Origin of the sequence: Kribbella kalugense (assembly GCF_004365875.1) — a bacterium.
Taxonomy (GTDB): Bacteria; Actinomycetota; Actinomycetes; order Propionibacteriales; family Kribbellaceae; genus Kribbella; species Kribbella kalugense.
The window spans coordinates 495,643-519,865 of the sequence record NZ_SODF01000004.1; the positions used below are offsets into that span (position 1 = coordinate 495,643).

Annotated in this window: 26 protein-coding genes; 21 read left to right on the forward strand and 5 right to left on the reverse strand. The window is 68.1% G+C overall.

Annotated elements, in window-relative coordinates:
* The first annotated feature begins 38 nt into the window (after positions 1–38).
* The 6 genes from EV650_RS39705 (at position 39) to EV650_RS39730 (ending at position 5,945) form a co-directional block, all read left to right on the forward strand.
* A complete protein-coding gene (locus tag EV650_RS39705; RefSeq protein ID WP_134124389.1) occupies positions 39–740 on the forward strand; it encodes a ribonuclease HII in 702 nt (233 codons plus the stop codon).
* Complete coding sequence (locus EV650_RS39710; RefSeq protein WP_012922325.1) at positions 737–1,060, forward strand: DUF2469 domain-containing protein; 324 nt, start codon at positions 737–739, stop codon at positions 1,058–1,060. Before EV650_RS39705 ends, EV650_RS39710 begins: the two co-directional genes overlap by 4 nt.
* 76 nt (positions 1,061–1,136) lie before the next feature.
* Positions 1,137–1,493, forward strand: a complete 357-nt coding sequence (locus tag EV650_RS39715; protein WP_134124390.1) for a YraN family protein — start codon at positions 1,137–1,139, stop codon at positions 1,491–1,493.
* Positions 1,493–3,070 carry a YifB family Mg chelatase-like AAA ATPase gene (locus EV650_RS39720; protein WP_134124391.1) on the forward strand — a complete coding sequence of 526 codons (1,578 nt, stop codon included), beginning with the start codon at positions 1,493–1,495 and terminating at the stop codon, positions 3,068–3,070. Before EV650_RS39715 ends, EV650_RS39720 begins: the two co-directional genes overlap by 1 nt.
* Positions 3,067–4,281, forward strand: a complete 1,215-nt coding sequence (dprA, locus tag EV650_RS39725; RefSeq protein ID WP_134124392.1) for a DNA-processing protein DprA — start codon at positions 3,067–3,069, stop codon at positions 4,279–4,281. Before EV650_RS39720 ends, dprA begins: the two co-directional genes overlap by 4 nt.
* A 167-nt stretch (positions 4,282–4,448) precedes the next feature.
* On the forward strand, positions 4,449–5,945 hold the full coding sequence (locus EV650_RS39730) for a sensor histidine kinase (RefSeq protein WP_134124393.1): 1,497 nt from the start codon (positions 4,449–4,451) through the stop codon (positions 5,943–5,945).
* On the opposite strand, the gene EV650_RS39735 is transcribed toward EV650_RS39730, so the two are convergent.
* Positions 5,942–7,426 carry a TRAP transporter substrate-binding protein gene (locus EV650_RS39735; RefSeq protein WP_134124394.1) on the reverse strand — a complete coding sequence of 495 codons (1,485 nt, stop codon included), beginning with the start codon at positions 7,424–7,426 and terminating at the stop codon, positions 5,942–5,944. The two genes, EV650_RS39730 and EV650_RS39735, sit on opposite strands and share 4 nt — an antisense overlap.
* A gap of 159 nt (positions 7,427–7,585) precedes the next feature.
* Between EV650_RS39735 and EV650_RS39740 the strand changes: the two genes are divergently transcribed.
* Entirely contained in the window at positions 7,586–9,298 is a 1,713-nt protein-coding gene (locus EV650_RS39740) for a sensor histidine kinase (RefSeq protein WP_238174788.1), read from the forward strand.
* Positions 9,286–9,930 carry a response regulator transcription factor gene (locus EV650_RS39745; protein ID WP_134124396.1) on the forward strand — a complete coding sequence of 215 codons (645 nt, stop codon included), beginning with the start codon at positions 9,286–9,288 and terminating at the stop codon, positions 9,928–9,930. The genes EV650_RS39740 and EV650_RS39745 overlap by 13 nt, the downstream gene beginning before the upstream one ends.
* Positions 9,931–9,936: 6 nt before the next feature.
* Here the strand turns inward: EV650_RS39745 and EV650_RS39750 are convergent, their stop codons facing one another.
* Positions 9,937–11,571 (reverse strand): APC family permease, encoded by a 1,635-nt coding sequence (locus EV650_RS39750; protein WP_134124397.1) that lies wholly within the window; start codon positions 11,569–11,571, stop codon positions 9,937–9,939.
* Positions 11,572–11,707: 136 nt separating this feature from the next.
* Here EV650_RS39750 and EV650_RS39755 point away from each other — a divergent pair, with 136 nt between their 5' ends.
* Together EV650_RS39755 and EV650_RS39760 are read left to right on the forward strand one after the other, a co-directional pair.
* Positions 11,708–12,649, forward strand: coding sequence for a tyrosine recombinase XerC (locus EV650_RS39755; protein ID WP_134124398.1), 942 nt, complete (start codon positions 11,708–11,710; stop codon positions 12,647–12,649).
* A 151-nt stretch (positions 12,650–12,800) separates the two neighbouring features.
* Positions 12,801–13,280: an RrF2 family transcriptional regulator gene (locus tag EV650_RS39760; protein WP_134124399.1), complete on the forward strand. Its 480-nt coding sequence runs from the start codon at positions 12,801–12,803 to the stop codon at positions 13,278–13,280.
* 24 nt (positions 13,281–13,304) lie between these two features.
* Here the strand turns inward: EV650_RS39760 and EV650_RS39765 are convergent, their stop codons facing one another.
* The gene (locus EV650_RS39765; RefSeq protein WP_134124400.1) at positions 13,305–13,928 is read right to left on the reverse strand and encodes a M23 family metallopeptidase; all 624 of its coding nucleotides are present in this window, start codon (positions 13,926–13,928) and stop codon (positions 13,305–13,307) included.
* A 290-nt stretch (positions 13,929–14,218) separates the two neighbouring features.
* Between EV650_RS39765 and rpsB the strand changes: the two genes are divergently transcribed.
* The 6 genes from rpsB to EV650_RS39795 all read left to right on the forward strand — a co-directional run bounded on the left by rpsB (position 14,219) and on the right by EV650_RS39795 (position 19,104).
* Positions 14,219–15,253, forward strand: a complete 1,035-nt coding sequence (rpsB, locus tag EV650_RS39770) for a 30S ribosomal protein S2 (protein ID WP_134124401.1) — start codon at positions 14,219–14,221, stop codon at positions 15,251–15,253.
* Positions 15,254–15,358: 105 nt separating this feature from the next.
* Positions 15,359–16,177, forward strand: a complete 819-nt coding sequence (tsf, locus tag EV650_RS39775) for a translation elongation factor Ts (RefSeq protein ID WP_134124402.1) — start codon at positions 15,359–15,361, stop codon at positions 16,175–16,177.
* Between the two features lie 49 nt (positions 16,178–16,226).
* Positions 16,227–16,988 (forward strand): UMP kinase, encoded by a 762-nt coding sequence (gene pyrH / locus EV650_RS39780; RefSeq protein WP_238174770.1) that lies wholly within the window; start codon positions 16,227–16,229, stop codon positions 16,986–16,988.
* Positions 16,989–17,114: 126 nt separating this feature from the next.
* Positions 17,115–17,669 carry a ribosome recycling factor gene (frr, locus tag EV650_RS39785; RefSeq protein ID WP_255512137.1) on the forward strand — a complete coding sequence of 185 codons (555 nt, stop codon included), beginning with the start codon at positions 17,115–17,117 and terminating at the stop codon, positions 17,667–17,669.
* Positions 17,669–18,517 carry a phosphatidate cytidylyltransferase gene (locus EV650_RS39790; RefSeq protein WP_134124404.1) on the forward strand — a complete coding sequence of 283 codons (849 nt, stop codon included), beginning with the start codon at positions 17,669–17,671 and terminating at the stop codon, positions 18,515–18,517. The genes frr and EV650_RS39790 overlap by 1 nt, the downstream gene beginning before the upstream one ends.
* Positions 18,514–19,104, forward strand: coding sequence for a GNAT family N-acetyltransferase (locus tag EV650_RS39795; RefSeq protein ID WP_134124405.1), 591 nt, complete (start codon positions 18,514–18,516; stop codon positions 19,102–19,104). Before EV650_RS39790 ends, EV650_RS39795 begins: the two co-directional genes overlap by 4 nt.
* On the opposite strand, the gene EV650_RS39800 is transcribed toward EV650_RS39795, so the two are convergent.
* Positions 19,094–20,044 carry an LLM class flavin-dependent oxidoreductase gene (locus EV650_RS39800; protein ID WP_134124406.1) on the reverse strand — a complete coding sequence of 317 codons (951 nt, stop codon included), beginning with the start codon at positions 20,042–20,044 and terminating at the stop codon, positions 19,094–19,096. The two genes, EV650_RS39795 and EV650_RS39800, sit on opposite strands and share 11 nt — an antisense overlap.
* Before the next feature lie 28 nt (positions 20,045–20,072).
* Positions 20,073–20,477, reverse strand: a complete 405-nt coding sequence (locus EV650_RS39805; protein WP_134124407.1) for a MarR family winged helix-turn-helix transcriptional regulator — start codon at positions 20,475–20,477, stop codon at positions 20,073–20,075.
* Between the two features lie 62 nt (positions 20,478–20,539).
* Between EV650_RS39805 and EV650_RS39810 the strand changes: the two genes are divergently transcribed.
* The 5 genes from EV650_RS39810 to EV650_RS39830 all read left to right on the forward strand — a co-directional run bounded on the left by EV650_RS39810 (position 20,540) and on the right by EV650_RS39830 (position 24,220).
* Entirely contained in the window at positions 20,540–21,421 is an 882-nt protein-coding gene (locus EV650_RS39810; RefSeq protein WP_166678436.1) for an LLM class flavin-dependent oxidoreductase, read from the forward strand.
* Between the two features lie 115 nt (positions 21,422–21,536).
* Entirely contained in the window at positions 21,537–22,214 is a 678-nt protein-coding gene (locus tag EV650_RS39815) for a C39 family peptidase (protein WP_134124408.1), read from the forward strand.
* Between the two features lie 34 nt (positions 22,215–22,248).
* Positions 22,249–22,557, forward strand: coding sequence for an Rdx family protein (locus EV650_RS39820; protein WP_134124409.1), 309 nt, complete (start codon positions 22,249–22,251; stop codon positions 22,555–22,557).
* Positions 22,558–22,598: 41 nt separating this feature from the next.
* Entirely contained in the window at positions 22,599–23,720 is a 1,122-nt protein-coding gene (gene rlmN, locus EV650_RS39825; protein ID WP_134124410.1) for a dual-specificity RNA methyltransferase RlmN, read from the forward strand.
* Entirely contained in the window at positions 23,720–24,220 is a 501-nt protein-coding gene (locus EV650_RS39830) for a DivIVA domain-containing protein (RefSeq protein WP_134124411.1), read from the forward strand. The genes rlmN and EV650_RS39830 overlap by 1 nt, the downstream gene beginning before the upstream one ends.
* Positions 24,221–24,223: the final 3 nt, after the last annotated feature.

Here is a 24,223-nt window from a genome sequence, read left to right on the forward strand (position 1 = left end):
CTGAAGCCTAGGGTGGGTTGTGTGATGCGGAGGGCTGGATGAGCGCGTTGCCGCGCGGAAGTACGGTACGGCGGGACGCTGGGCTGTACGGGTACGAGCGTGCCCTGCGCCGCGTCGGCCTGGACCCGATCGCCGGCGTCGACGAGGCAGGTCGTGGACCGTGTGCCGGTCCGCTGGTGGCGGCCGCGGTGATCCTGCCGGACGGCAAGCGGGGCCAGATCCCGGAGCTGGCGGACTCGAAGCTGCTGACGGCGAAGGCGCGGGACCGCTGCTACGAGGAGATCCGCAAGCGTGCCCTGGCCTGGTCGGTGGTCTCGATCGAGGCGGCCGAGTGCGATCGCCTCGGCATGCACGTCGCGAACCTGGAGGCGCTCCGCCGAGCGCTGTTCCGGCTCGACGTACGGCCGTCGTACGTGCTGACCGACGGCTTCAGCGTCGACGGTCTCGGCGTACCAGGTCTGGCGATCTGGAAGGGCGACCGCGTGGCGGCCTGTATCGCCGCCGCCTCCGTGATCGCCAAGGTGACCCGGGACCGGGTGATGGAGCATTGGGACACCGTGTACCCGCAGTACGGGTTCGCGATCCACAAGGGATACTGCACCCCTGAACACCAGGCGGCACTGGACGAATACGGCCCGTGCCCACAACATCGACGGCGGTTCGAGAATGTCCGCCGCAGTATGCGGCCCGATATGGGACAGAATGTGACGAGTCCCACCGGAGTGGAGAGCAATCGATGAGTGCCGATGATCTCGAGAAGTACGAGACCGATATGGAGCTGCAGCTCTATCGGGAGTACAAGGACGTCGTCGGGATCTTCAAATATGTCGTAGAGACCGAGCGGCGCTTCTACCTGTGCAACGCGGTGGACCTGAAGGTCCGCACCGAAGGCGGCGACGTGTACTTCGAGGTGACGATGGCCGACGCCTGGGTCTGGGACGTCTACCGTTCCGCCCGCTTCGTCAAGAACGCCAAGGTCGTCACCTTCCGCGACGTCAACATCGAGGAACTCGCCAAGTCCGACCTGGAAGTCCCCAAGGACTCCGACTTCGGTCGCTGACGTTGTCCACAGGCGGAAAGTAGCGCCCGTTTTCGAGGCCTGATCCCGGCATCTTCTCTGCCGGAGGTGGTCATCGATGCGGACCAAGAACACCGTCGGACGGTATGGCGAGGATCTCGCCGCGAGGTATCTCAGAACCCACGGTTTCGTCGTGCTCGAGCGCAACTGGCGCTGCGAGTCCGGCGAGATCGACATCGTGGCGCGCGAGGGCGACACCCTCGTCATCTGTGAGGTGAAGACCCGGCGCGGGCTGAACTACGGCACCCCGCTGGAGTCGATCACCTACCGGAAGCTGGCCACACTCAGGAAGCTCTCCGGTCGCTGGCTGCAAACCCATCAACTCAGACCGGCAGGGGTCCGGATCGACATCATCTCGGTCCTGTTCGACCACAACACGCCACCCCAGGTGGACCACGTGCGAGGTGTGGCCTGATGCCGCTCGCACAGACCTGGTCCGTCGCTCTCGTCGGTCTGGAAGGCCACCTGGTCGAGGTCGAGGCCGACATCGCGCAAGGCCTGCCCAAGACCACCCTGATCGGGTTGCCGGACACATCGTTGTCCGAGGCCCGCGATCGAGTCCGCGCTGCGGTCGTGAACAGCGGCGAGCGATTCCCGGACCGCAAGGTCACCATCGGTCTCTCACCCGCAACCCTGCCCAAGACCGGCTCCCACTACGACGTCGCGATCGCCCTTTCGCTGCTGACAGCGGCCGGCGTGCTCGAGTCCGACGCGCTCCGCCGGACGGCGATCATCGGTGAGCTCGGTCTCGACGGCCGCATCCGCGAGGTCCGCGGCGCCCTCGCGATGACGCTGGCAGCCTCCCGGGCCGGCTTCGACCGCATCGTCGTACCGGACTTGAATGTGGGCGAAGCACGCCTAGTTCCAGGGATCGAGGTGTACGGCGCCCGCTCACTACGTCAGGTCCTCGCTCTGTTGCGCGGGACCGACATCCCCGACGAAGCGCCACCTCGCGCCGAGCCACGCCTGGTGTCCGAGTCATTGACCCGGGTCCCGGCGGTCGATCTCGACGATGTCATCGGACAGCGCGAAGGCCGCCGGGCCATCGAGGCCGCAGCCGCCGGCGGCCATCACCTCTTCCTGCACGGCCCACCAGGCTCCGGCAAGACAATGCTCGCCGAACGCCTCGCCGGACTGATGCCCGACCTGCGTACGGACGACTCGCTCGAAGTCTCGGCCGTTCACTCACTCGCGGGCTTGCTCACCAACGACGCCGAGCTGGTCGTCCGACCACCGTTCATCGCTCCACACCACACCGCGTCACTGGCCAGCCTCGTTGGCGGGGGATCAGGTGTGCCGAGGCCCGGCGCCATCAGCTGCGCACATCGCGGCATCCTGTTCATCGACGAGGCACCGGAGATGCATCCGCTGACTCTCGACACACTGCGCCAACCACTCGAATCCGGTTTCGTCGAAGTCCACCGGGCTGCGGCCGTCGCCAAGTTCCCGGCCCGCTTCATGCTCGTCCTCGCCGCCAACCCCTGCCCATGCGGCCTTTCTGGCACCAATCAAGGCATCTGCAGTTGCACGCCCCAGGTCCTGGCGCGCTACCGCCAACGGATCAGCGGCCCGATCAAGGACCGCCTCGACATCCAGCGCCAGATCCTCCCCGCCGCCCGCACCGTCACCGACGGCGAGCCAGTCGAATCAACTCTCGTCGTAGCTGGCCGCGTCCACACAGCGCGCGACCGCCAGACCCACCGCTACCGCAACACCGCGTGGACTCTCAACAGCGAGGTTCCTGGTCCTGTCCTTCGCCGCGAGCACCCGCTGGACGCCGCCAGCCAGAAGCTCCTCGAGGACCACTACGCCGCCGGCCGCCTCACAGCCCGCGGCTTCGATCGAGTCGTCCGCCTCGCCTGGACCCTGACCGACCTCGCCGAGCTCAGCATCCCCACAGTCGACCAGACCCACGAAGCCTTCCAACTCCGCTCCGGCGAGCCCCTAACCCAACTCTCCGACCACCGCCCCCTCAAAGGACCAGCCCGATGACCCCCAGCTACGCACCAACGACCGAAGGTTCTGGCTCCGGGCAAGGAACGGGTGGCGACGAGTCGGTTGCTGGTGGCAACGGAGATGAAGAGCGCCTGGCCCGCGCAGGCCTGTCCCGGGTGGTCGAGCCGGGCGATCTCGCCGCACTGAAGGTCTTCGACGGTCTTTCCCCGCTGGAGATCTGGGACCGCCTTCAGCACAACGCCCCCGGCCTGGAGCGCTGGTCCACGCGACTCGCCACTGCCGACCCACCTCGAGATCTCGAACGAGCCGCGGCCGCCGGCGCACGGTTCGTGATCCCCGGCGACGACGAATGGCCGGTCGAGGTCGAAGTACTCGAAGAAGCCGGCCAGCTGACCCGCCGGGCCGGCGTACCGTTCGGCCTCTGGGTCCGCGGCCGCGCCAACCTCCGCCACGCCGTCACCCGATCCGTCGCAATCGTCGGCGCCCGCGCCAGCTCGTCCTACGGCGAACACGTGTCCGCCGAACTGTCCTCCGGCCTCGCCGACAACGGAATCACGATCGTCTCCGGCGGTGCCTTCGGCATCGACGCGGCAGCACACCGCGGAGCCCTCGCAGCCGCCGGCACGACGATCGCGGTCCTGGCCTGCGGCGTCGACGTCAGCTACCCGAAACGCAACTCCGCCCTCCTCAGCCGCATCGCCGAGGACGGCCTGGTCGTCGCCGAACTCGCGCCTGGCTGCGCCCCGACCAAGCTCCGCTTCCTCGCCCGCAACCGACTCATCGCCGCCGTCACCCAAGGCACCGTGGTCATCGAAGCCGCAGTACGCAGCGGCGCCCTCAACACCGCCGGCTGGGCCGAACAATGCGGCCGCCCCGTGCTGGCCGTCCCGGGCCCGATCACCTCGCGCATGTCCGCCGGCAGCCACCTACTGGTCCGCGAACGCAACGCCGTCCTGGCCACCAATGTCGCCGACATCGTCGAAGCAATCTCGCCCTTCGGCACCAACCTGACCCAACCCCCAAGAGCCGCCCAAACCCTCACCGACACCCTGGACCCCGACCTCCAAAGAACCCTGGACGCCGTCCCGGTCCACAACCCCGCCCCCACCGACAACATCGCCACCACAGCAGGCCTGGACCTCCCCACCACCCAACAATGCCTACAAACGCTCACCGCCCTGACCCTCATAATCCGAACCCCCACCGGCTGGCGCCTACCACCCACCACGCCATCACCGCCGCGGTGACGGACAGAAGATCGAGGCACCGGTCCGGCGACCCGCGTGATCGACTCCGTCGTACTGCTGCTCGTTTGCTGCAGGTTGGGTAGCAAGGGGACCAAGCGATGGTGCAGCGGCGGGCTGGGTGCCGGTGGGACTTGCTCTTGGCGGGCGGCCGGGCGACAGTCGGTTGCATGGTCAGGCTCGCGGCTGGAGTGGTCGCAACTGGTGGGCTGGTGATGCTGGCCGTGCGGGCAGACCTGGCGGCACAGGTCGACGGGTGGCGGATGGCGGTGGACGCCGCTGTCGGTGTCGTCTTCATCGTCGCCGGGGCCTTGCCCACCGGGCCGGCTCGTCAACGGGCGATGGTTGCCGCCGTGGGTGCTGCCTGGTTACTCGGATCGGTGTTCGTGCAGGCCCTACCACTGCATCAGTCGGTGCTTGCGGTGGCGTTGGTGATGTTTCCGACTGGCCAGATCCGCGGCCGACTCGCCTGGCTCGCGGTCGCTCTCGCCGCAGTGGTAGCGGCTGGTTTCGTGCCACAACCTGGGGTGGCTCTGCTCTTCGCTCTGGCCGCCGTCTGCGCCGCGATGCGCCCACCAAGTGCTGGGTGGTATCCGGTGACGGCAGCCGTCGCAACGGCAGTGACTCTCGGCGTCAGCTGGTCGCTCGCTCGGACTCAGGAATCGTTCGATCCAGCGCTCGCTCTCCTTGACTACCAGGTCGTCCTCGGACTGGTCGCCGTGACCTTCCCGGTCGCGTACTGGTCGGCACTCCGAGTACGGCGACGGCTTGCCGACGCGGTTCTGGTCAGTCGACCGTTGACTGGACTTGACGGCTTCGCCTCGGTACTCGGACAGGCCCTCGGCGATCCAAGCCTTGAAGTTCGCCGCTGGCAGGACTTCGCCGGCGGGCAGACAGACCGGAACCTCCTCACGGTGAGCGAGGCCGACGGACCGGTCGCTGTCGTCGCGCATCAGTCGGCGGCGCTGGAGGATCCGCTCACAGCCCGGGCAGTCGAGACAGCCGTGCGGCTGGCGGTGGCCAACATCCGGCTGCAGGACGAGCAGCTCTCCCGACTGCGCGAACTGGAGGCGGCGCGTGCGCGGGTTCTCGCAGCCGCGGACCGCCAGCGGGAGGAGGTGGCGGAAGAACTGGGGCACAACGTGGCAGCCCTCTTGAGGGACGCCCAGGCTGAACTCGCCGACGTAGGTGTCGGGACAGCGACCGCCTTGGACATTGTGCGATCAGAACTCGCAACTGCGATCGTGGAGATCGGAGACCTGGCGGCAGGCATTCCACCGGCGACGCTGGGGGAGGGACGGCTGCGCGACGCGCTCGAGATCCTCGCGGCACGAGCTCCGGCCGACGTGGCGACCAGCTACAGCGACGAGGCCGCCGGCGACGCCGACGCCGAGACCGCGTTGTTCTATGTCTGTTCAGAGGCGTTGGCCAACGCGGCCAAGCACGCCGGCGCCGGCCGGATCACGATCGACGTACGCCGGTACGGCGATCTGCTGGAGGCAACCATCACCGACGACGGACGTGGTGGCGCAGACGCTTCCGGGTCCGGGCTGATCGGACTGTCCGACCGGTTGGCCGTCCTCGACGGCCGGCTCCGGGTGGAGAGTCCACCCGGAGCCGGTACGACCGTGACCGCCACCGTCCCGTGTCGGCGCCGGCTGTCCTAACCGATCTTCTGGTACGGCTCGAGGATCATCTCGAACCCCAACGAGGCGGATGGCTCGCTGAAGACGAGAGTCTTGCCGTCAACCGCCCAGGTGAGGCGGAACGGCTGGTCCTTTCCCTTCGGCACGAGCCAGACCTGATGACCGGTGCCGCGCAGATCTCCGACGACGAGCGGGACATCGGTGATGGTGCCACCGCAGTCGTCGCTCGGGTCGCCGATGGGCCGGCAGCGGTTCTCGAACGTCCCGTTCCGCACCGTCAGAGTCCAGGTCCCCGAAGTTCCGTCCGTGTTGTCCAGACCTGCTGCGTGCACGTCGTCGAGTGTGATTTCCACCCGGTAGACACCGTTCGGAAGGGCGGAGACCTCCTGAGGGATCTTGGGCGCGGGAGCTTCCTTACCCGTCTGCCGGCAGGCTGCCAGCACGTTCGGGACGTCAGCCAGGGGATTGGCCGTCGCGATGGCCTGGATCTCCTTCAGCATCGGCCCGCTCTTCGGGTCGGCTGCAAGCTGATCCAGTACGGGCTGCAGTTTCCTGCGCAGGCCGGCGACCTCGCCTGGTGTGGCACCGATGAAACGGACACCGCTGCTACACATGTCGCCGGCGATGGTCGACTCGTCGTAGCTGGCCTCGACGGAGGTCTTCGCCGCTCGCTCGGCCGCATCCCTGATCCAGCTCCGCTGCTGGTCGGTGAGCGCCTCGAACCGTTGTCGGCTGAAGCTCAGGACGAAGACCTTCGGCCAGAGCACGACATTGGCGGTGACCTGGGGCGCGACAGCGGTGTCGGTCTTGGCGTACTGCGGGACATCGAACTCGGCGCCGCGAAGACGACCGGCTTTGATCTCGCCGCCCCACTCGATCCCGAAGTTCACCGGTGTACCGCCCAGCGCCCGGATGGCCGCCTCCTGCACGGGCGAGTTGTAGGTCCGGAACCGGGTGCCCGTCCAGTCAGCCGGTCCGAGCAGCGGCTTCTTCGCGGCGAACGGCCGGCGGAGCGGTCCGACTGCCAGTCCGAGGCCGACCACTCCGGTGCTGTCCAGGCTGGCGAGCAGGGTCTTGGCGACCGGTGCGGTCACCAGTTGCTTCTCCGCGGCATAACTGGTGATCGTCATCGGCGCCTCGACGGCCTTGAGGCTGGTGATACCGGCTCCCGCGAAGGCCCGCGTCGATGGCCAGCCACCGTCGATCTCGCCGGCCGCGATCGCCTTCACGATGGCGGATTCGGCCTTTGCGTCGCCGGCGCCGTAGTTCTTCTTGATCTCGACCTTCAGCTTGCCGCCGGACACCGTCCGCAGGTTGTCGACGAAGGCCTGCGGCCCGAACGACTGACCGTTGTTGTTCACGTCGTCGATGGTGGCCAGCGTCAGTACGGCGCTGTCCCCGCCGGCCTTGTCGACTGCCTTCGCGCCACTACAGCCGAGCGGTGCCATCAGCATGATGGCGACGAGGCTGGAGCTGAGGCCGCGTTTGCGCAGTACGTTCATGGTTCCCCCTGACGTCCAGAGAATCGGACGCTGAGTAACGTCCAGTACTCCGGACGCTACGGGCGGCGCACTCTTCTGCCGACCGTGCTGGCACGGGGGCGAATGTGGCTACCACTGCACCAACTGTGACTTCACAAGCGCACAATGGGAAGCGTGACCATGGTGGCGGGGGCAGGTCCGGTGGTGGCGGCGCGTAGCGCAGCCATGGCTGTGTCTGCGACAGTGCTGGCGGCCGCAGTCGTGGTGGTATGCGTCCTGCCGTTCGCGCTCGGCGACCCGAATGCACCTCAGGTCCAGCGGCTACCGGCCTGGTACATCGTGGTCGTCGCCGTGGCCGCGACGATCTCCGTCGCCGCGGCCTGGGCCGCACGGTCACACGACGGCCACGCCTCGGCAGCGCTCGCGCTGGCCGGCGTAGCGGCCGTCCTGCCGCTGTGGGCTTCGCAAGAGTGGCTGCCCGGCTCGTTGCGCGCCGCTACTCTCGCGACGACTCCGCTGGCCGTGGCAGCGATCGCCGCCACGGCGCTGCTGTGGCCGGCCGGAGCAGAGCCACGAGCGGATCGGCTCGTGATGGTCATCGCTGGGATCGCGGTCGTTGCCGCCGGCGTTCATGTGCTGGCGTACAACCCCTTCGCCGATCCGGGCTGCGCCCAGACCTGTGCCAACCTGTCGCCACCCCTCGGCGAGCTGGTCGGGACTCGCGCCACGGTGGCGATCACCACGGTGGCGATCGTCAGCATCGCTCTGATCGGTGGGGTCGCGGTCGCTGCGACTCTCAGAACCCGTTCGTCTCGGCTGGTGAGCGGCGCGGCGCTGGCTGCTCTGACGGCGCTGGGAGGGCTGGCAGTTCTACGGTGGCTGACCTTCGAGAACCTCACGCCGTCAGCCGTCAGACTCCCACTGGAACCGTTGGGCGTCGCCGCTGTCGGAGCGGCGGTGTGCTTGCTTCACCTTCGTGTTCTGCGGACCCGATCAGCCGTCGACAGGGTGGTGGCCGGTCTGTCGGCAGAGTCCGTACGGCGCGGAGCCGTCGTCGATGTCCAGTTCGCTGTCCCAGGTGAGGACCGCTGGCTCGACCCGGCGGGCGTGGCCGTCTTGAACTCACCCGAGCCGGCCCGAACCGTGGTCCTGACCGACGGCTCGGCGCCGACCGTTCGGCTTGTCGCCGCTCGCGCCGTGGACCCGGCGGAGATACTCGCTGGCCTGTCCCCAGTCACCCGGTTGGCGCTTCACAATGCACAGTTGTCGACGGTCGCTCGAGCGCGGCTGGCAGAGGTACGGGCGTCACAGCGCCGGGTAGTCGCCGCGTCGGACAGCGAACGCCGCCGGATCGAGCGCGACCTGCACGATGGTGCGCAGCAGCGGCTGGTCGGTGTAGGTCTGCAGTTGCGCATTGCCCGCGCCGACGCCGACCAGGAAACGCGCCTCACGATCGCGCGGCTGGAGAGCAAGGTCGGCGACGCTCTGAGCCAGCTGCGTCGGCTGGCGCACGGGGTCTTTCCGAGTGTGCTCGCCGACGAGGGCCTGGAGCAGGCGTTGGTCGAGCTCGTCGCGGCATCCGACGTACCGGCGGCGCTCACGGTGCAAGTCAGTGATGCTTTGACCACGGAGGTGGCGATGGCTGCTTATGCGACCGTCGCTGCCGCAGTCGGTGGCGTCGTACAGCCCTCCACCGCCACGTGTTGCCGGATCGAGGTCGGCCAACTTACGGAGTCGCTGATCGTCAGGGTGGAGACGGAGTCGGCGACCTTCCTGGCCACGGATCTCACGGCGATCGGCGATCGGGTCGGCGCGGTCGGAGGACAGCTCACATGGTCGGGCCCTGAGGCCGGCCGGTACGACGTGACGGCGGTGATCCCGTGCGTGTCGTGATCGCGGACGACGTCATGCTGATCCGTTCAGGCCTAGCGCGGCTGCTCGGTGACACGGGCATCGAGGTCATCGGTGAGGCCGCTGATGCCGACGAACTGCTGCGCCTGGTCGCGCTCGGCGAGCCGGACGCTGCGATCGTGGACATCCGGATGCCGCCGACCCACACCGACGAAGGGCTGGTCGCGGCCCGTCAGATCCGCGAGCGCTACCCGGACACGGCCGTGGTCCTGCTGAGCCAGTACGTCGAGAGCCGGTACGCATCCCGGCTCCTCGCGGATCAACCCGGCGGTGTCGGCTACCTGCTCAAGGAGCGCGTGTCCGACATCGCCGTACTCGTGGATGCACTGCGACGGGTCGCAGATGGCGAATGCGTCCTCGACCCGACCATCGTGTCGCGGCTGATGCGGCGACGGCGTCCGGACTCACCTCTGACTCAGCTCACCAGCCGAGAGCGAGAAATCCTGGCGCTGATGGCGGAGGGGCGGTCCAACTCGGCCATCGCCGGACAGCTCCACATCAGCGAGCGCACGGTCGAGACAACCTGTGCGCACCTCTTCCGCAAGCTCCAACTGGAGCCCTCGGCCGACGTGAACCGCCGCGTCCTCGCCGTACTGACCGCCCTCCGCGGCTGACCTGAGCTAGTTGCGCATGTGCTTGCCGCGGGTGGGTTTTTGGGGCTGCTGTTCGGGGGGAGTGCGGATGGCGCGGAGCTCGGGCCCGCGGTCCTGGTCCTGGCGGATGACTTGGAGGCCGCCGGTGCCAGGGTCGGTGTCGCCCAGGTCGAAGTCCCAGCTGTCCTCGTTGGCGAGGCGGCTGTGCCAGCGGCCGTACAGGCCGTAGATCGCGATGCCGATGACCATCCAGACGCCGAACTTGGTCCAGGTGCTCGTCTTCAGGTTGAGCATCAGCCAGACGGTGGCCGCGAGCGAAAGCAGCGGGATCAACGGGACCATCGGTACGCGGAAGCCGCGCTCGAGGTTCGGCTCGGTGCGGCGCAGGGTAAGTACGCCGACGGCGCAGAACGCGAAGCAGAACAGGGCTCCGATAACCAGCAGTTCCTCGAGTTCCAGGACCTTCGGGTAGAGCGTCAGTGCCAGCGCGGCGAGACCGGCGAAGGCGGCGGCGCGGGCGGGGGAGGAGTACACCCGGCTGACTCGGCCGAGGCTCTTCGGCAGCAGACCGTCGCGGCCCATGTTGAACAGGACGCGGCTCTGCGCGATGAGGACGACCATGATCACCGTCATCAACGCCAGTAGCGCACCTACATTGACCACTTTCGCGGCCCACCCGACGCCGACCGCGGCCAGCGCCTCGGAGACCGGTGCGGCTCCGCCGAGCTTGCCGTACGGGCGCATGCCGACCAGCACGACTGCCATTGCGATGTAGAGGATCGTCACCGCTCCGACGCCGAGCAGCATCCCCTGCGGGACCGTCTTCCGCGGGCTGCGCGCGTCTTCCGACGCGGTCGCGATCAGGTCGAAGCCGATGTACGCGAACACGATCGTGCTCGCGGCCGTGAAGATTCCCATCGTCCCGAACGAACCGAACGACGAGTCGAGAATCCAGCCCAGCAACGTCGGACTCGCAGCTGCGGGCGCGGCCCGGGCCGGCGGTACGAACGGGTGGTAGTTCGACATGTTGATGTGCGCGGCGCCGACGATGACCACCAGGAGGATCACCGCGACCTTCGCGATCACGACGACCGTCAGCACCCGGGCCGACAGTTTGGTGCCGGTCACGATCAGCGCGGTCAGGACCAGCAGGAGCAACGGGGCAACGAGGTTCAGCTTGGCCTCGGGCCCGAAGAACTGGGCCACTCCGCTCGGCAGCGTGACTCCGAATCCGTCCAGCGTGGCCAGGAAGTACGCCGACCAGACGCGGGCGACGATCGCCGCCGCGGTGACGAGTTCGAGTACGAGCGCCCAGCCGACCAGCCACGCCCACATCTCTCCGAAAGTCACGTAACTGAAGGTGTACGCGCTACCGGAGACCGGGATCGTGGAGGACAGCTCGGCGTAACAGGCCGCGGCCAGCACACAGACGATCGCGGCGATGACGAACGACAGGATCACTGCCGGTCCGGCGACATTGGCCGCCTGTACGCCGCTGATGCTGAAGATGCCAGAGCCGATCATCACGCCGAGGCCGAGTACGACCAGATCGCGACGACCGAACAAACGCGGCAGACGGTGCCGCGCGTCCTCGACTCGAGTGAACGCCGACTCGACCGGCAGGCGCCGGCCTACGGTCTGTCCGTTCGCTGAGGGGGCCATGGTCAGGGGTGCCTCCGTTGCTACTAGGGCAATCGGGCCGAACAGTAGTCGACCGTGGGGCTATCGACCAGCCCTCCTCTCGTCGGTCTCCGCGCGGTGGCTTGCGATGCCGGGCCGCCTCACGCATCGTCAAGACATGACGCCGGACGATGTCAGTGCGAGCCCTTCCTGGCCGGAAGGTTTCGCTACGTTACTGGCTGACTACGAACGGCATCTGACGGCGGAAAGAGACCTCAGCTCTCACTCCGTGAGAGCCTACATCGGAGATGTCGCGGATTTACTCGAACATTTGATTCGGCTTGGTCACGATGATCTGGCCGGGTTGGACATCCGGGGGCTGCGGTCGTGGCTGGCCAAACAGCAAAGTCTGGGGAAATCCCGCAGCACGATGGCTCGCCGGGCCACGGCCGCAAGGGTGTTCACCGCGTGGGCGCAGCGAACCGGGCGAATCGGTACGGATCCGGGAGCGTTGCTCGCCAGCCCGCAGCCGCACAAGAGTCTGCCGGGGGTTCTCGGCCAGGCCGATACGCGAGCCGTCCTCGATGCGGCGGCCGTGGCCGCGGACGACGGGAGTCCGATCGGGCTGCGTGACCTCGCGATCATGGAACTCCTGTACGCGACCGGGATCCGGGTCGGCGAGCTGTGTGCACTCGATGTCGACGACATCGACCGGTCGCGCCGAGTGGTCCGCGTGTTCGGAAAGGGCCGCAAGGAGCGGTCGGTTCCGTACGGCGTACCGGCCGGCGAAGTGCTCGAGCGGTGGCTCGCCGAGGCGCGGCCGATGCTGGCGCGCGAGGGGAGTGGTCCGGCTGTCTTCCTCGGGGCCCGTGGTGGCCGGATCGATCAGCGAGCGGTACGGCGAATGGTCCACGAGCGGATCGCCGTCGTCGACGCACCGGACCTGGGTCCGCACGGTCTGCGGCATACCGCGGCCACGCATCTGCTCGAGGGTGGTGCGGACCTGCGCAGCGTGCAGGAACTGCTCGGGCACGCGTCCCTGGCGACAACGCAGATCTACACCCACGTCTCCAGCGAACGCCTCCGACAGGCCTACCAACAAGCCCACCCCCGAGCCTGACCGCGACGCCGTGCGTTCGCCACCGGTGGGCCGAGCAGGCCGGCGCGGCTGTGTCTGCGCGGGATTGCGGACAGGGGACCGCGGAGGACGGGGTGGGTCTGTGTGCGGGGGATGCGGCGTGGGGGTGGGGGGATGCGGCAGACTTCGGGGCATGCGGGTTTCGGCGAAGTCTGACTATGCGTTGCGAGCTCTGATCGAGATCACCCAGCGGTGGGTGGCCGACGATCCTTCGGTGGTGTCGGCCGAGGAGCTCAGCCGGGCGCAGGGCATTCCGCACGGATTCCTGCAGGGGATCCTGGCCGACCTGCGCCGGGCCGGAGTGCTGTCGAGCCAGCGGGGGCAGTCGGGTGGGTGGCGGTTGGCCGTCGACCCCAACGACATCTCCGTCGCCGATGTGATGCGGGCCGTCGACGGTCCGATCGTGAGCATCTCCGGTGTCCGGCCGGAAAGCGTGTCGTACAACGAGCATGCGGTCGTACTCCAGCGGGTCTGGATCGCGGCCCGCGCGAGCCTCAGGGACGTGCTGGAGAACACGACCCTGATCGATCTCGCCAAGAACAAGCTCCCCGCCGGCGTCGAGCGCCGCTCGCGGGACGAGGACGCCTGGCAGGCGCGCGTTCCCGGCAGCTGACCTGAGGGGTCGGTCGCGGGGTGGCTACTGGCGTCTGATTACTAGGCCTGCGGTCAGGGTTAGGGCCGCGGTGGCGGCGATGAGGAGCTTTGCGGTTCGCTGGTTGGGGTCTGAGGGGTTGGATCTCGGCGGTGCGGCGTGTGCTGCTGGTGGTGGGGATGGGGCGGCTGGCGGTTGAGTTTGCTGGCCGGTGAGGGGGAGTAGGCGGATCGGGCGGTTGGGGACGAGGGTCAGCGGGTTGAGGTACTGCTTGCCCTGGAGGAAGCCCCAGTGCAGGCAGGTCCGCGGCAGGCAGTGTGAGCCAGCGGCGGACAGGCGGCCGATGACGGTGCCGGTTGCGACGGTGGTGCCGACCGTGACCGAGGGGACGACGGGCTCGTACGTCGTACGGCGAGGGCCGGTGCCGATTGTGATCACGCCGCGTCCGGCGAGCGGACCGGCGTACGTGATCGTCCCGGGGGTGGCTGCGAGGACGGGCTGGCCGGGGTTGCCGGCGAGGTCGACGCCGCGGTGGCCGGGGAGCCAGGGTTTCGCGGGCAGCTCGAAGCCGCGCAGTACCTCAGGACGGGGTTGGAGTGGCCAGTCCGAGGTGACGACGGATGCGGGGATTGAGGGGAGGGTGGCGGCGGCTAGGAAGGCGAGGATCATGCCTTGGAAGATGCCGTTGCCGTGGCCGGTTTCTGGCCCTCGGTGGTGGGTTTGTGGATAACTGTGGCCGGTTCGCTTTGGGCGCGGGTGGTCACGTACACTTCCGGTGGCGCCCCCTGTAAGTGGGGCGACTACGCATGCCCGCACAAGTGCGTCGCATCCATCGGTCCCGGAGCAATCCGGGCGGAGCTGCGCGACGGGCATCAGGTGCCGCGGATCACCCGATCCGTGGCGAGACAACCGAGAGTAGACCCGGAAGTACGTCCCGGGTCATCAAAAGGAGACCCCTCATGGCCGTCGTGACCATGAAGCAGCTGCTCGAGAGCGGCGTGCACTTCGGGCACCAGACCCGGCGCTGGAACCCGAAGATGAAGCGCTACATCCTGACCGAGCGCAACGGCATCTACATCATCGACCTGCAGCAGTCGCTGTCCTACATCGACCGCGCGTACGAGTTCGTTCGCAGCACGGTCGCCTCCGGTGGCGCGATCCTGTTCGTCGGTACCAAGAAGCAGGCTCAGGAAGCCATCGCCGAGCAGGCGACCCGGGTCGGGATGCCGTACGTGAACCAGCGCTGGCTGGGCGGCATGCTGACCAACTTCCAGACCGTGAACAAGCGGCTCCAGCGCCTCAAGGAGCTCGAGCTGATCGACTTCGAGGACGTCGCCGCCTCCGGTGTCACGAAGAAGGAGCTGCTGCAGAAGCGTCGCGAGCACGACAAGCTGCTCAAGACCCTCGGCGGTATCCGCGACATGGCCCGGGTTCCGGCCGCCGTGTGGATCGTGGACACCAAGAAGGAGCACCTCGCGGTCGACGAGGCGCGCAAGCTGAAGCTGCCGATCATCGGCATCCTGGACACCAACTGCGACCCGGACGAGGTCGACTACCCGATCCCGGGGAACGACGACGCGATCCGCTCGGTCGGCCTGCTCACGCGGGTCGTCGCCGACGCCGTCGCCGACGGCCTGATGGGTCGCTCGGGCCAGGGTTCCACCGCCGCCGGCGAGGAGCTGGGCCAGGAAGAGCCGCTGGCTGCCTGGGAGCGCGAGCTGCTGGAGAGCCAGAACGGCGCCGCGAAGGCCGAGGCCAAGACGGACGAGACTGCCGAGGCCGCCCCGGCCGCCGAGGCCACTCCGGCTGCCGACGTCCTGACCGAGCCGATCGCGACCGACGCCGTCATCGAGGCCGCCCCGGAGACCACCGAGGCCGCCGCGGAGACCGCCGAGGCCGCTCCGGAGGCCAAGGCTGAGGTCACCGAGGCCGCTGAGGCCGCTGAGGTCACCGAGGCCAAGGCCGAGGAGACCCCGAAGGCCGACGAGGCCTGACAGCCCGCTGACGCCACCCGGGCACGATCCCGGGTGGCGCCACCAGGTGCCGAAGGACGATCTGCCCGCCTACCCAGCCGCATCGACAAGACGAGAGAACGAGGAATGGCGAACTACACCGCCGCTGACGTGAAGAAGCTCCGCGACGCCACCGGCGCGGGCATGATGGACGCGAAGAAGGCGCTCGAGACCACGGACGGCGACTTCGAGAAGGCGATCGAGGAGCTGCGCATCCACGGCGCGGCGAAGGCCGCCAAGCGTGGCGCCGAGCGCACCGCCAGCAACGGCCTGGTGGCCGCTGCGGAGAACGCGCTGGTCCAGCTGAACTGCGAGACCGACTTCGTCGCCAAGAACGAGCAGTTCCAGCAGCTGGCCGCCGACATCGTCGCGCACGCCTCGGCGAGCAAGGTCGGCGAGGTCGAGGGTCTGCTGAACGAGAAGCTCACCGACGGCAAGTCGGTCGCCGAGAACATCGAGGCCCTGGCCGCGGTGATCGGCGAGAAGCTGGAGCTCGCCCGGGTGGCCGTGTTCGACGGTCAGGTGACGGCGTACATGCACAAGCGCGCCGCGGACCTGCCGGCCCAGGTCGGCGTACTGGTCGAGTTCGAGGGCGACAACGTCGAGGCTGCTCGTGGCGCTGCCATGCAGGCCGCCGCGATGCGCCCGCTGTACACCACCCGCGACGAGGTCCCGGCCGAGACGGTCGAGAACGAGAAGCGGATCGCCGAGGCGACCGCCCGCGAGGAGGGCAAGCCGGAGCAGGCTCTGCCGAAGATCGTCGAGGGCCGGGTGAACGGCTTCTTCAAGGACGTCGTACTGCTCGAGCAGGCGTCGGTCCAGGAGAGCAAGAAGTCCGTGAAGGCCGTGCTCGACGAGGCCGGTGTGACCGTGAAGCGGTTCGCCCGCTTCGAGGTCGGCGCCTGACCTTCAAGAGGTCCACAACACAGCAGACGAGCAACGAGAGGCCGGAATCGTGACGGAAACCCTGGGTACCGAGACGAGTCCGGCCTCTTCGCCGTACGCGCCGGCCTATCACCGGGTGCTGCTGAAACTGTCGGGTGAGGTGTTCGGCGGCGGCAAGCTCGGCGTCGACCCCGACGTGGTGAACTCGATCGCCAAGCAGATCGCCGAGGTGGTCCGGGCCGGTGTCCAGCTCGCCGTGGTGGTCGGCGGCGGCAACTTCTTCCGCGGCGCCGAGCTGCAGCAGCGCGGCATGGAGCGGAACCGTGCCGACTACATGGGCATGCTCGGCACCGTGATGAACTGCCTGGCGCTGCAGGACTTCCTGGAGAAGCTCGGCATCGAGACCCGGGTGCAGACCGCGATCACGATGGGCCAGGTCGCCGAGCCCTACATCCCGCGCAAGGCCGAGCGGCACCTGGAGAAGGGCCGCGTGGTCATCTTCGGCGCCGGTTCCGGTATGCCGTACTTCTCCACCGACACCGTCGCCGCCCAGCGCGCGCTCGAGGTCGGCGCCGAGGCGCTGCTGATGGGCAAGCAGGGTGTGGACGGCGTCTACGACTCCGACCCGAAGAAGAACCCGGACGCGGTCAAGTTCGACCAGCTGTCGTACGACGACTTCCTGGCCCGCGGCCTCCGGGTGGCCGACGCCACCGCGATCAGCCTGGCCCGCGACAACGCGCTGCCGATCGTGATCTTCGGTCTCGAAGAGGGCAACATCGCCCGGGTGATCCACGGCGAGAAGATCGGCACGGTCGTTTCGCAGGGGCAGTAGCCCGGCCGCCGCGCCCGTACCACTAGGATCTTTGCCGCAGGTTGATGTCCGTTATCTGGTAAACCTGCGGTCGTAGGGTAGGAGTGGCCGCGCCGAGGCGGCCCTGAGGAAGCGAGGAATGTCGTGATCGACGAAGCTCTCCGCGAAGCCGAGCAGAAGATGGCGAAGGCCGTGGAGGTCGCGAAGGACGACTTCGCCGCGATCCGTACCGGCCGGGCCCACCCGCAGATGTTCGCGGGCATCCTGGCCGACTACTACGGCAGCCCGACGCCGCTGCAGCAGCTGGCCGGCTTCCAGGTCCCGGAGCCCCGGACCGTGCTGATCTCGCCGTACGACAAGGGTGCGATGGCGGCGATCGAGAAGGCGATCCGCGACTCGGACCTGGGGGTTAACCCGGGCAACGACGGCGCGGTGATCCGGGTGCAGATGCCGCAGCTGACCGAGGAGCGGCGCAAGGAGTACATCAAGGTCGCCAAGACCAAGGGCGAGGACGCCAAGGTCTCGGTGCGCAACATCCGCCGGCACGCCATGGACCAGGTCCACAAGACGGTCAAGGATGGCGACGCCGGCGAGGACGAAGGCAAGAGTGCTGAGAAGCGGCTCGACGGGATGACGAAGAAGTATGTCGACTCGATCGATGACCTGCTGAAGCACAAGGAAGCCGAACTGCTCGAGGTGTGATGGGCGTCGAGAGCACGCCCGCGCCGACTCCCGGCCCGAGCCGGGCCGGGCGCAACCTGCCCGCGGCGATCGCGGTCGGGGTCGGGCTCGGCGCGCTGATCATCGGATCGCTGTACTGGCAGAAGGTTCTGTTCGTCGTCCTCGTGCTGGCGGCGGTCCTGGTGGCCGTCGACGAGATGATGAAGGCGCTGCGGACCGGCGGCGCGGTGATCCCGCGGATCCCGTTGTTCGTCGGTACGACGGCCATGCTGATCGCGGCGTACTTCGGCGGTCCGATGGCGCTGCTGGTCGCACTGGGGCTCACAGTCCTCGGGACGATCTTCTGGCGGATGCCGGGTGGCTCGGTCGGATTCGTCCGGGACGTGAGCGCTGGGGTGTTCCTGATCGGCTACGTGCCGCTGCTGGCCGGGTTCGCGATCCTGCTGGTGCAGCCGGACGCGGACGGCCCGGGCCGGGTGGTGACGTTCTTCGTGGTCGTGGTCGCGAGCGATGTCGGTGGATATGTCGCCGGCGTGCTGTTCGGCAAGCACCCGATGGCGCCGACGATCAGCCCGAAGAAGTCCTGGGAGGGCTTCGCCGGATCGGTGCTCGCCTGTATCGGAGCCGGTATCGGTGGGGTCGTCTGGCTGCTCGACGGGCACTGGTGGGTCGGCGCGATCATCGGTGCGGTTGCGGTTCTGACCGCGACGGTCGGCGATCTCGGTGAGTCGATGATCAAGCGCGACCTGGGCATCAAGGACATGTCGAACCTGCTCCCCGGCCACGGCGGCGTGATGGACCGGCTGGACTCGCTGCTCGCGACCGCGCCCGTCGTCTGGCTCCTGCTCCACCTGCTGGTGAAGGCATGACGATCGCACCGGACGGGCGTTCACTGGTCGGCGACGTCGTACGGCTGGATCGGATGCAGGAATCCGACATCGACGAGTTGTACGCCGCGATTGTCAACGAGCAGGTCTACGCCGGGGGATTCGGTGGCGGGATCGGCGCGATGCCGTCGAGTGCGGACGAGATGCGAGCGACCTGGATCCCGTCCGCGGCCAAGCGGTTCGCGTACGTGGTCCGGTTGGTTGCCGACGGCACCGTTGTCGGTACGTCGAGCCTGGCCGACGTCGATGTGGTCAACGAGCGGATCCACCTCGGCTACACCGGCTACGCGCCGGCCGTCTGGGGGACCGCGGTCAACCCGGCGGCCAAGCTGCTGCTGCTCGAGCACGCCTTCGAAACGTGTGGGTTCGGCCGGGTGAAGATCCAGACCGGCACGAAGAACACCCGCTCGCAGGCGGCGATCGCGAAGCTCGGTGCGACCCGTGAGGGCGTACTGCGCAGACATCAGCGGCTGGCCGACGGCTCGTTCCGCGACACGGTCGTGTTCTCGATCCTGGCCGACGAGTGGCCCGACGTACGGAAGCGGCTCGAGGCCCGGATCAACCGATGAGCTTCGCCAGCGACGCGAGGAGATCGTCCCGGTCGTAGGTGTTCGTCGTGATCAGGACCTCGTCGGCGGCAGTGCGCTGTACGAGGCCCTCCAGAGCGGCCTGAACCTCGTCCGACGTTCCGTAGTACTGGCCGCGCAGGGCGTTCTCGTAGAACTCTCGCTCCCGCGCGGTCATGTCCGCCGGAATCTCGGGCTGGAGCGGCGGGAAGACGCCGCGGGTGCGTGAGTACGCGCTGGCCCATGCCTCGGGCAACAACAGGCGCCGGGCGGCCTCGGTGGTGTCACCGACCGCAGCAGTGACGGCGAGAACGACGTACGGCTCCGGGGACCACGCTGATGGCTGGAAGGTCGTTCGGTACTGCTCTACGAGCTCCTCGGAGTCGGGGCGGGCAGCCAGGACCACAGGTAGTCCCAGCGATGCTGCGATCGCCGCACCTTCTCCGACGGCCAGGATGAAGGGCGGGATGTCCAGGCCCTCGCCTGGACGAGCGTGCACGTCCGACGTACCGGCGAGATAGCCGAGCAACTCCTGCACCTGTGTGCTGAAATCGTCGGCGGCGTCCTTCTCGACGCCGAGTGCACGCCGTACTCCGTTGGTGAAGCCGACCGACCTGCCCAGGCCCATGTCGATCCGGCCCGGGTACAGCGACTCCAGTACGCCGAACTGCTCCGCCACCACGAGCGGGTTGTGGTTCGGCAACATCACTCCGCCGGTGCCGACGCGGATCCGTTCGGTGCGGGCAGCAACAGCCGCCGCTAGGACAGTTGGCGCCGAACCGACCACTCCCGGAACGCTGTGGTGCTCCGAGACCCAGAAACGCTTGTAGCCAAGGGCTTCCACCTGCTGGGCGAAATCGACCGTCGCCCGCAGCGTCTCCGCCTCCGTCTCGCCAACACGCGTCCGGGAACGGTCCAGAACTGACAGCGGGACGGAGAGCATATTCAGTCCAACGGACCCGCCGGAGCCCTCATTCCCCGAGCAGTCGCCGTAGGTCGTCCCGGAAACGGTCCGCGGCCGGCAGGGGAGCGAGGAACTCCCGCTCGACCTCCAGCCGGATCCGCTCCGCCGTTTCAAAGGTCGACTCGCCCAACGGCGTCAGTACGACGACATTCCGCCGCCGATCCTCAGGGCTGCGCCGGCGTTCGACGAACCCGCGCTCCTCGAGCCCGTCCAGCAGGTCGCCGATCGACGTACGGTCCACCCGCAGCCGGGCCGCGACCTCGAGCTGCGACAGCGGCTCACCGGACGCGACCGCGTTCAGGACCGCCAGGTCGCGCCCGTTCAGGCCGTGCGGCGCCAGCGCTTTGGTCTGCGCCTCGGTGAGCTGCGCGAGGACGTGTTTGAGCAGGTACCCCAGCCGGTCGGACGCCATACCGTCAAATCTACCGGCTAACTGATCGTCAGGATGGCTGATCATCAGTTACCCTGACGATTATGGAACTGACCTTCGGTCTGAAGACCACTCCGATGCACGTCCCGTACGCCGACATCCGCCGCGTCTGGCTCGAGGCCGACGAGACCCCGCAGATCCGCGACGCCTGGCTGTGGGACCACTTCCTCCCACTCGCCGGCCCGAAGAACGGCGACGTACTCGAAGGCTGGACCCTGCTCACCGCGCTCGCAGCACAGACCAGCCGGCTCCGACTCGGCCTGCTCGTCACCAGCAACCGGATCCGCCCGCCCGCCGTCCTCGGCAAGATCGCCAGCACGCTCGACGTCATCTCCGGCGGCCGGCTGATCATTGGCCTCGGTGCCGGCGGCACCCATCAACCAGCCGGGCCGAACCCCGCGATCGAGGAGTACGCCGCCTACGGCCTGACGCTCGTACCGCCAGGAGAGGGGGTCGACCGACTCCGCGAGACGATCGAGATCCTGCGCCGGATGTGGACCGAGGACGAGTTCGACTTCAAGGGCCAGTACTACACGCTCGAGCGCAACCGCAACGCACCCAAACCGATCCAGGCCGGCGGTCCGCCGCTCCTGATCGGCGGCTGGGGCAACCGGATGCTGCGCCTGGTCGCGGAGTACGCCGACACCTGGAACATCAGCGGTCCGCCGCACACCGACTTCGACACCCTCGCCGATCGGGTACGCCGGTTGGACGCGGAGTGCGAGCGGATAGGTCGGGATCCGGCCACGATCAGCCGGTCGCTCCAGCAGATCGTGTCGTACGACGACCCAGCCGAGACGCGCGCGATCGTCCAACGGGCCGCCGCGATCGGATTCGACCACATCGTGCTCTCACTGCCGCGTCCGTACCCGGACCGTGCCGTCCGCTGGCTGGTCCGGGAGATCATCGAGCCGGTCCAGTCTTGACCTTTCGACCCAGACTGAAAGGCTCGGTGATTTTTTCACCACTCAGTAGATAGGTGTGTCAGTATCAAACGCAGGACGATCCGCCCCGATCGTCCACCGCGTGTGAGGAGCTGACATGACCCCCACGACGAAGTTCAAGGCCGCTTTGTGCGGTCTCGCCCTCATTGCCGCCGCCGCCCTTCCGCTGGCCGCAGCGCCCGCCACCGCCGCCGCACCCCCGACCATGTCGGCCGAGGTGGCTGCCGCAACCAAGCCGGTGCCGAAGCTCGGCTACTCGACGCAGACCGTCAAGACGCTGAGCATCCAGTTCCAGTACCAGCAGACCGGCTACTGGTGCGGCCCAGCCGCGACCCGGATCGCGCTCTCGGCCCGGATCTCGCCGCCGAGCCAGCAGCAGCTGGCCAACGAGCTGCCGACCACGACCAACGGCACCGACTGGATCGGCCAGGTCACCACGGTGCTCAACAACCACCTGGGCACCGGCTGGTACGAGACCAAGGAGATGCCCAACGACCCGCCCACCCAGGCGCAGCGTGACCTGCTCTGGCGGGACGTGGTCCTCGACATCAACAACAACTACCCGATCGTCGCCAACATCGTTGCCCCGGCCAACAACCACCCGCCGGGCTACCCGAACTACACGATCTACCACTACTTCACGGTGATCGGGTACGACGACAGCGACCAGACCGTACTCATCGCCGACCCGGCCGGCTTCGCCCCGACGGCGACGTACTGGCTCACCTTCAACCAGCTAGCCACCCTCATCCCACCGAAGGGCTACTCGGCCTGAGGCCGGCTCTCGTCACGGCGATACCTTGGTCGCCGTGACGAGAGAGCCGCGGTTGGAGATTGAGTACTGCACGCAATGTCGGTGGTTGATGCGGGCGGCGTGGACCGCGCAGGAGCTGTTGACGACCTTCCCGCAGGAGCTGGGGGAGGTCGCGCTGGTGCCGGGGACCGGGGGAGTGTTCGACGTCAGCCTGGACGGTGAGCTGCTCTGGTCGCGGAAGGCGGAGGGCGGGTTCGCCGAGATCCCGCTGCTGAAGCAGATGGTCCGCGACCGGATCGCCCCGGACCGCAAGCTCGGCCACTCCGACCGCAAGCCCACGGGTGATGCGGGTCATGGGATGTGAATTTGTGAATCGTTGGGCGGGCTTGCGACAATAGGTCGGTTATGACTACGTCTCTTCCCCTCGTGTTCGATGAGCCGCGCCGCGCCAAGAAGCCGCCGCGGCACCTGGCCGATCTCACCGGAGAGGAACGGCGTACGGCGGTTGCCGCGCTGGGCGAGCCTGAGTTCCGGGCGAAGCAGCTGTCGAACCACTACTTCTCCCGGCTGGTGTCCGACCCGGCCGAGATGACCGACCTGCCGGCCGCGACCCGCGACAAGTTGGTGGGCGAGCTGATGCCGCCGCTTCTGACCCGCGTCCGTGACCTGGAGTGCGACAACGGGGAGACCCGCAAGACGCTCTGGAAGCTGCTCGACGGCTCGCTGGTCGAGTCGGTCCTGATGCGGTATCCGGGGCGCACCACCATGTGCGTGTCCTCGCAGGCGGGCTGCGGGATGGCGTGCCCGTTCTGCGCGACCGGCCAGGGCGGCCTGACCCGGAACATGTCGACCGCTGAGATCGTCGAGCAGGTCGTCGACGGCGCGCGGGCATTGTCGCGGGGCGAGATCCCCGGCGGGCCTGGGCGAGTCAACAACATCGTGTTCATGGGGATGGGCGAGCCGATGGCGAACTACAAGGCCGTCATGGGCGCCGTACGTCGATTCACCGATCCGTCGCCGGAGGGCCTGGGGATCTCGGCGCGTGGGGTGACCGTGTCGACGGTCGGCCTGGTGCCGCGGATCAACCAGCTCGCGACCGAGGGGATCCCTGTCACGCTCGCGCTGTCGCTGCACGCGCCGGACGACGAGCTGCGCGACGAGCTGGTGCCGATCAACAACCGCTGGAAGGTCGACGAGGTCCTCGACGCGGCCTGGGAGTACGCGCGGCAGACCAAGCGGCGCGTGTCGATCGAGTACGCGATGATCCGCGACATCAACGACCACGCCTGGCGGGCCGACCTGCTGGCGGAGAAGCTGCGGGCTCGAGGCGACTGGGGCTGGGTGCACGTCAACCTGATCCCGCTGAACCCGACGCCCGGCTCGAAGTGGACCGCGTCCGACCCGGCCGACGAGCGCGAGTTCGTCCGCCGCCTCGAGGCCGGCGGCATCCCCACCACCGTCCGCGACACCCGCGGCCAGGAGATCGACGGCGCCTGCGGCCAACTCGCCGCGGCCAGCAAATCCTGATGCTGAAGCCCGAGTTCAGCGTGCGCCGCACCGGCCAGCGCTACGACCGTGGGCAGGTCGACACGCTGGTCGAGCGCGTCATCGCCACGGCCGAACGCCGGTCAACCGGTCCGGCGGTCACCGTCGGGGAGCTGCGCAGCGCCGAGTTCCGTACTCCGCTCTTCGGTCCGGGCTACCCGGTCAGGGAGGTCGACGACTTCCTCGCGCAGGCGGAGGATTGGCTACCTGACCGTCCCGTGTCCCGCAGTACGCCGGGCTCGGTTGAACGGACAGCGCCGATGTTCACCCCTGTCCGACTGCGCGAGGGCTACGCGACGGAGGAGGTCGACGAGTTCCTCGACCGCCTGATGGCGACCGTGAACGGCCAGCCGGTGGAGCACCCGGTGACGATCCGCGAGATCCGCAGAGTCCAGTTCACGCCCGTGCGCCTGACCGAGGGCTACGACGTCTCAGAGGTCGACGCCTTCCTCGACCTGGCCGAACAGTGGCTCGCCGGCTAGCTC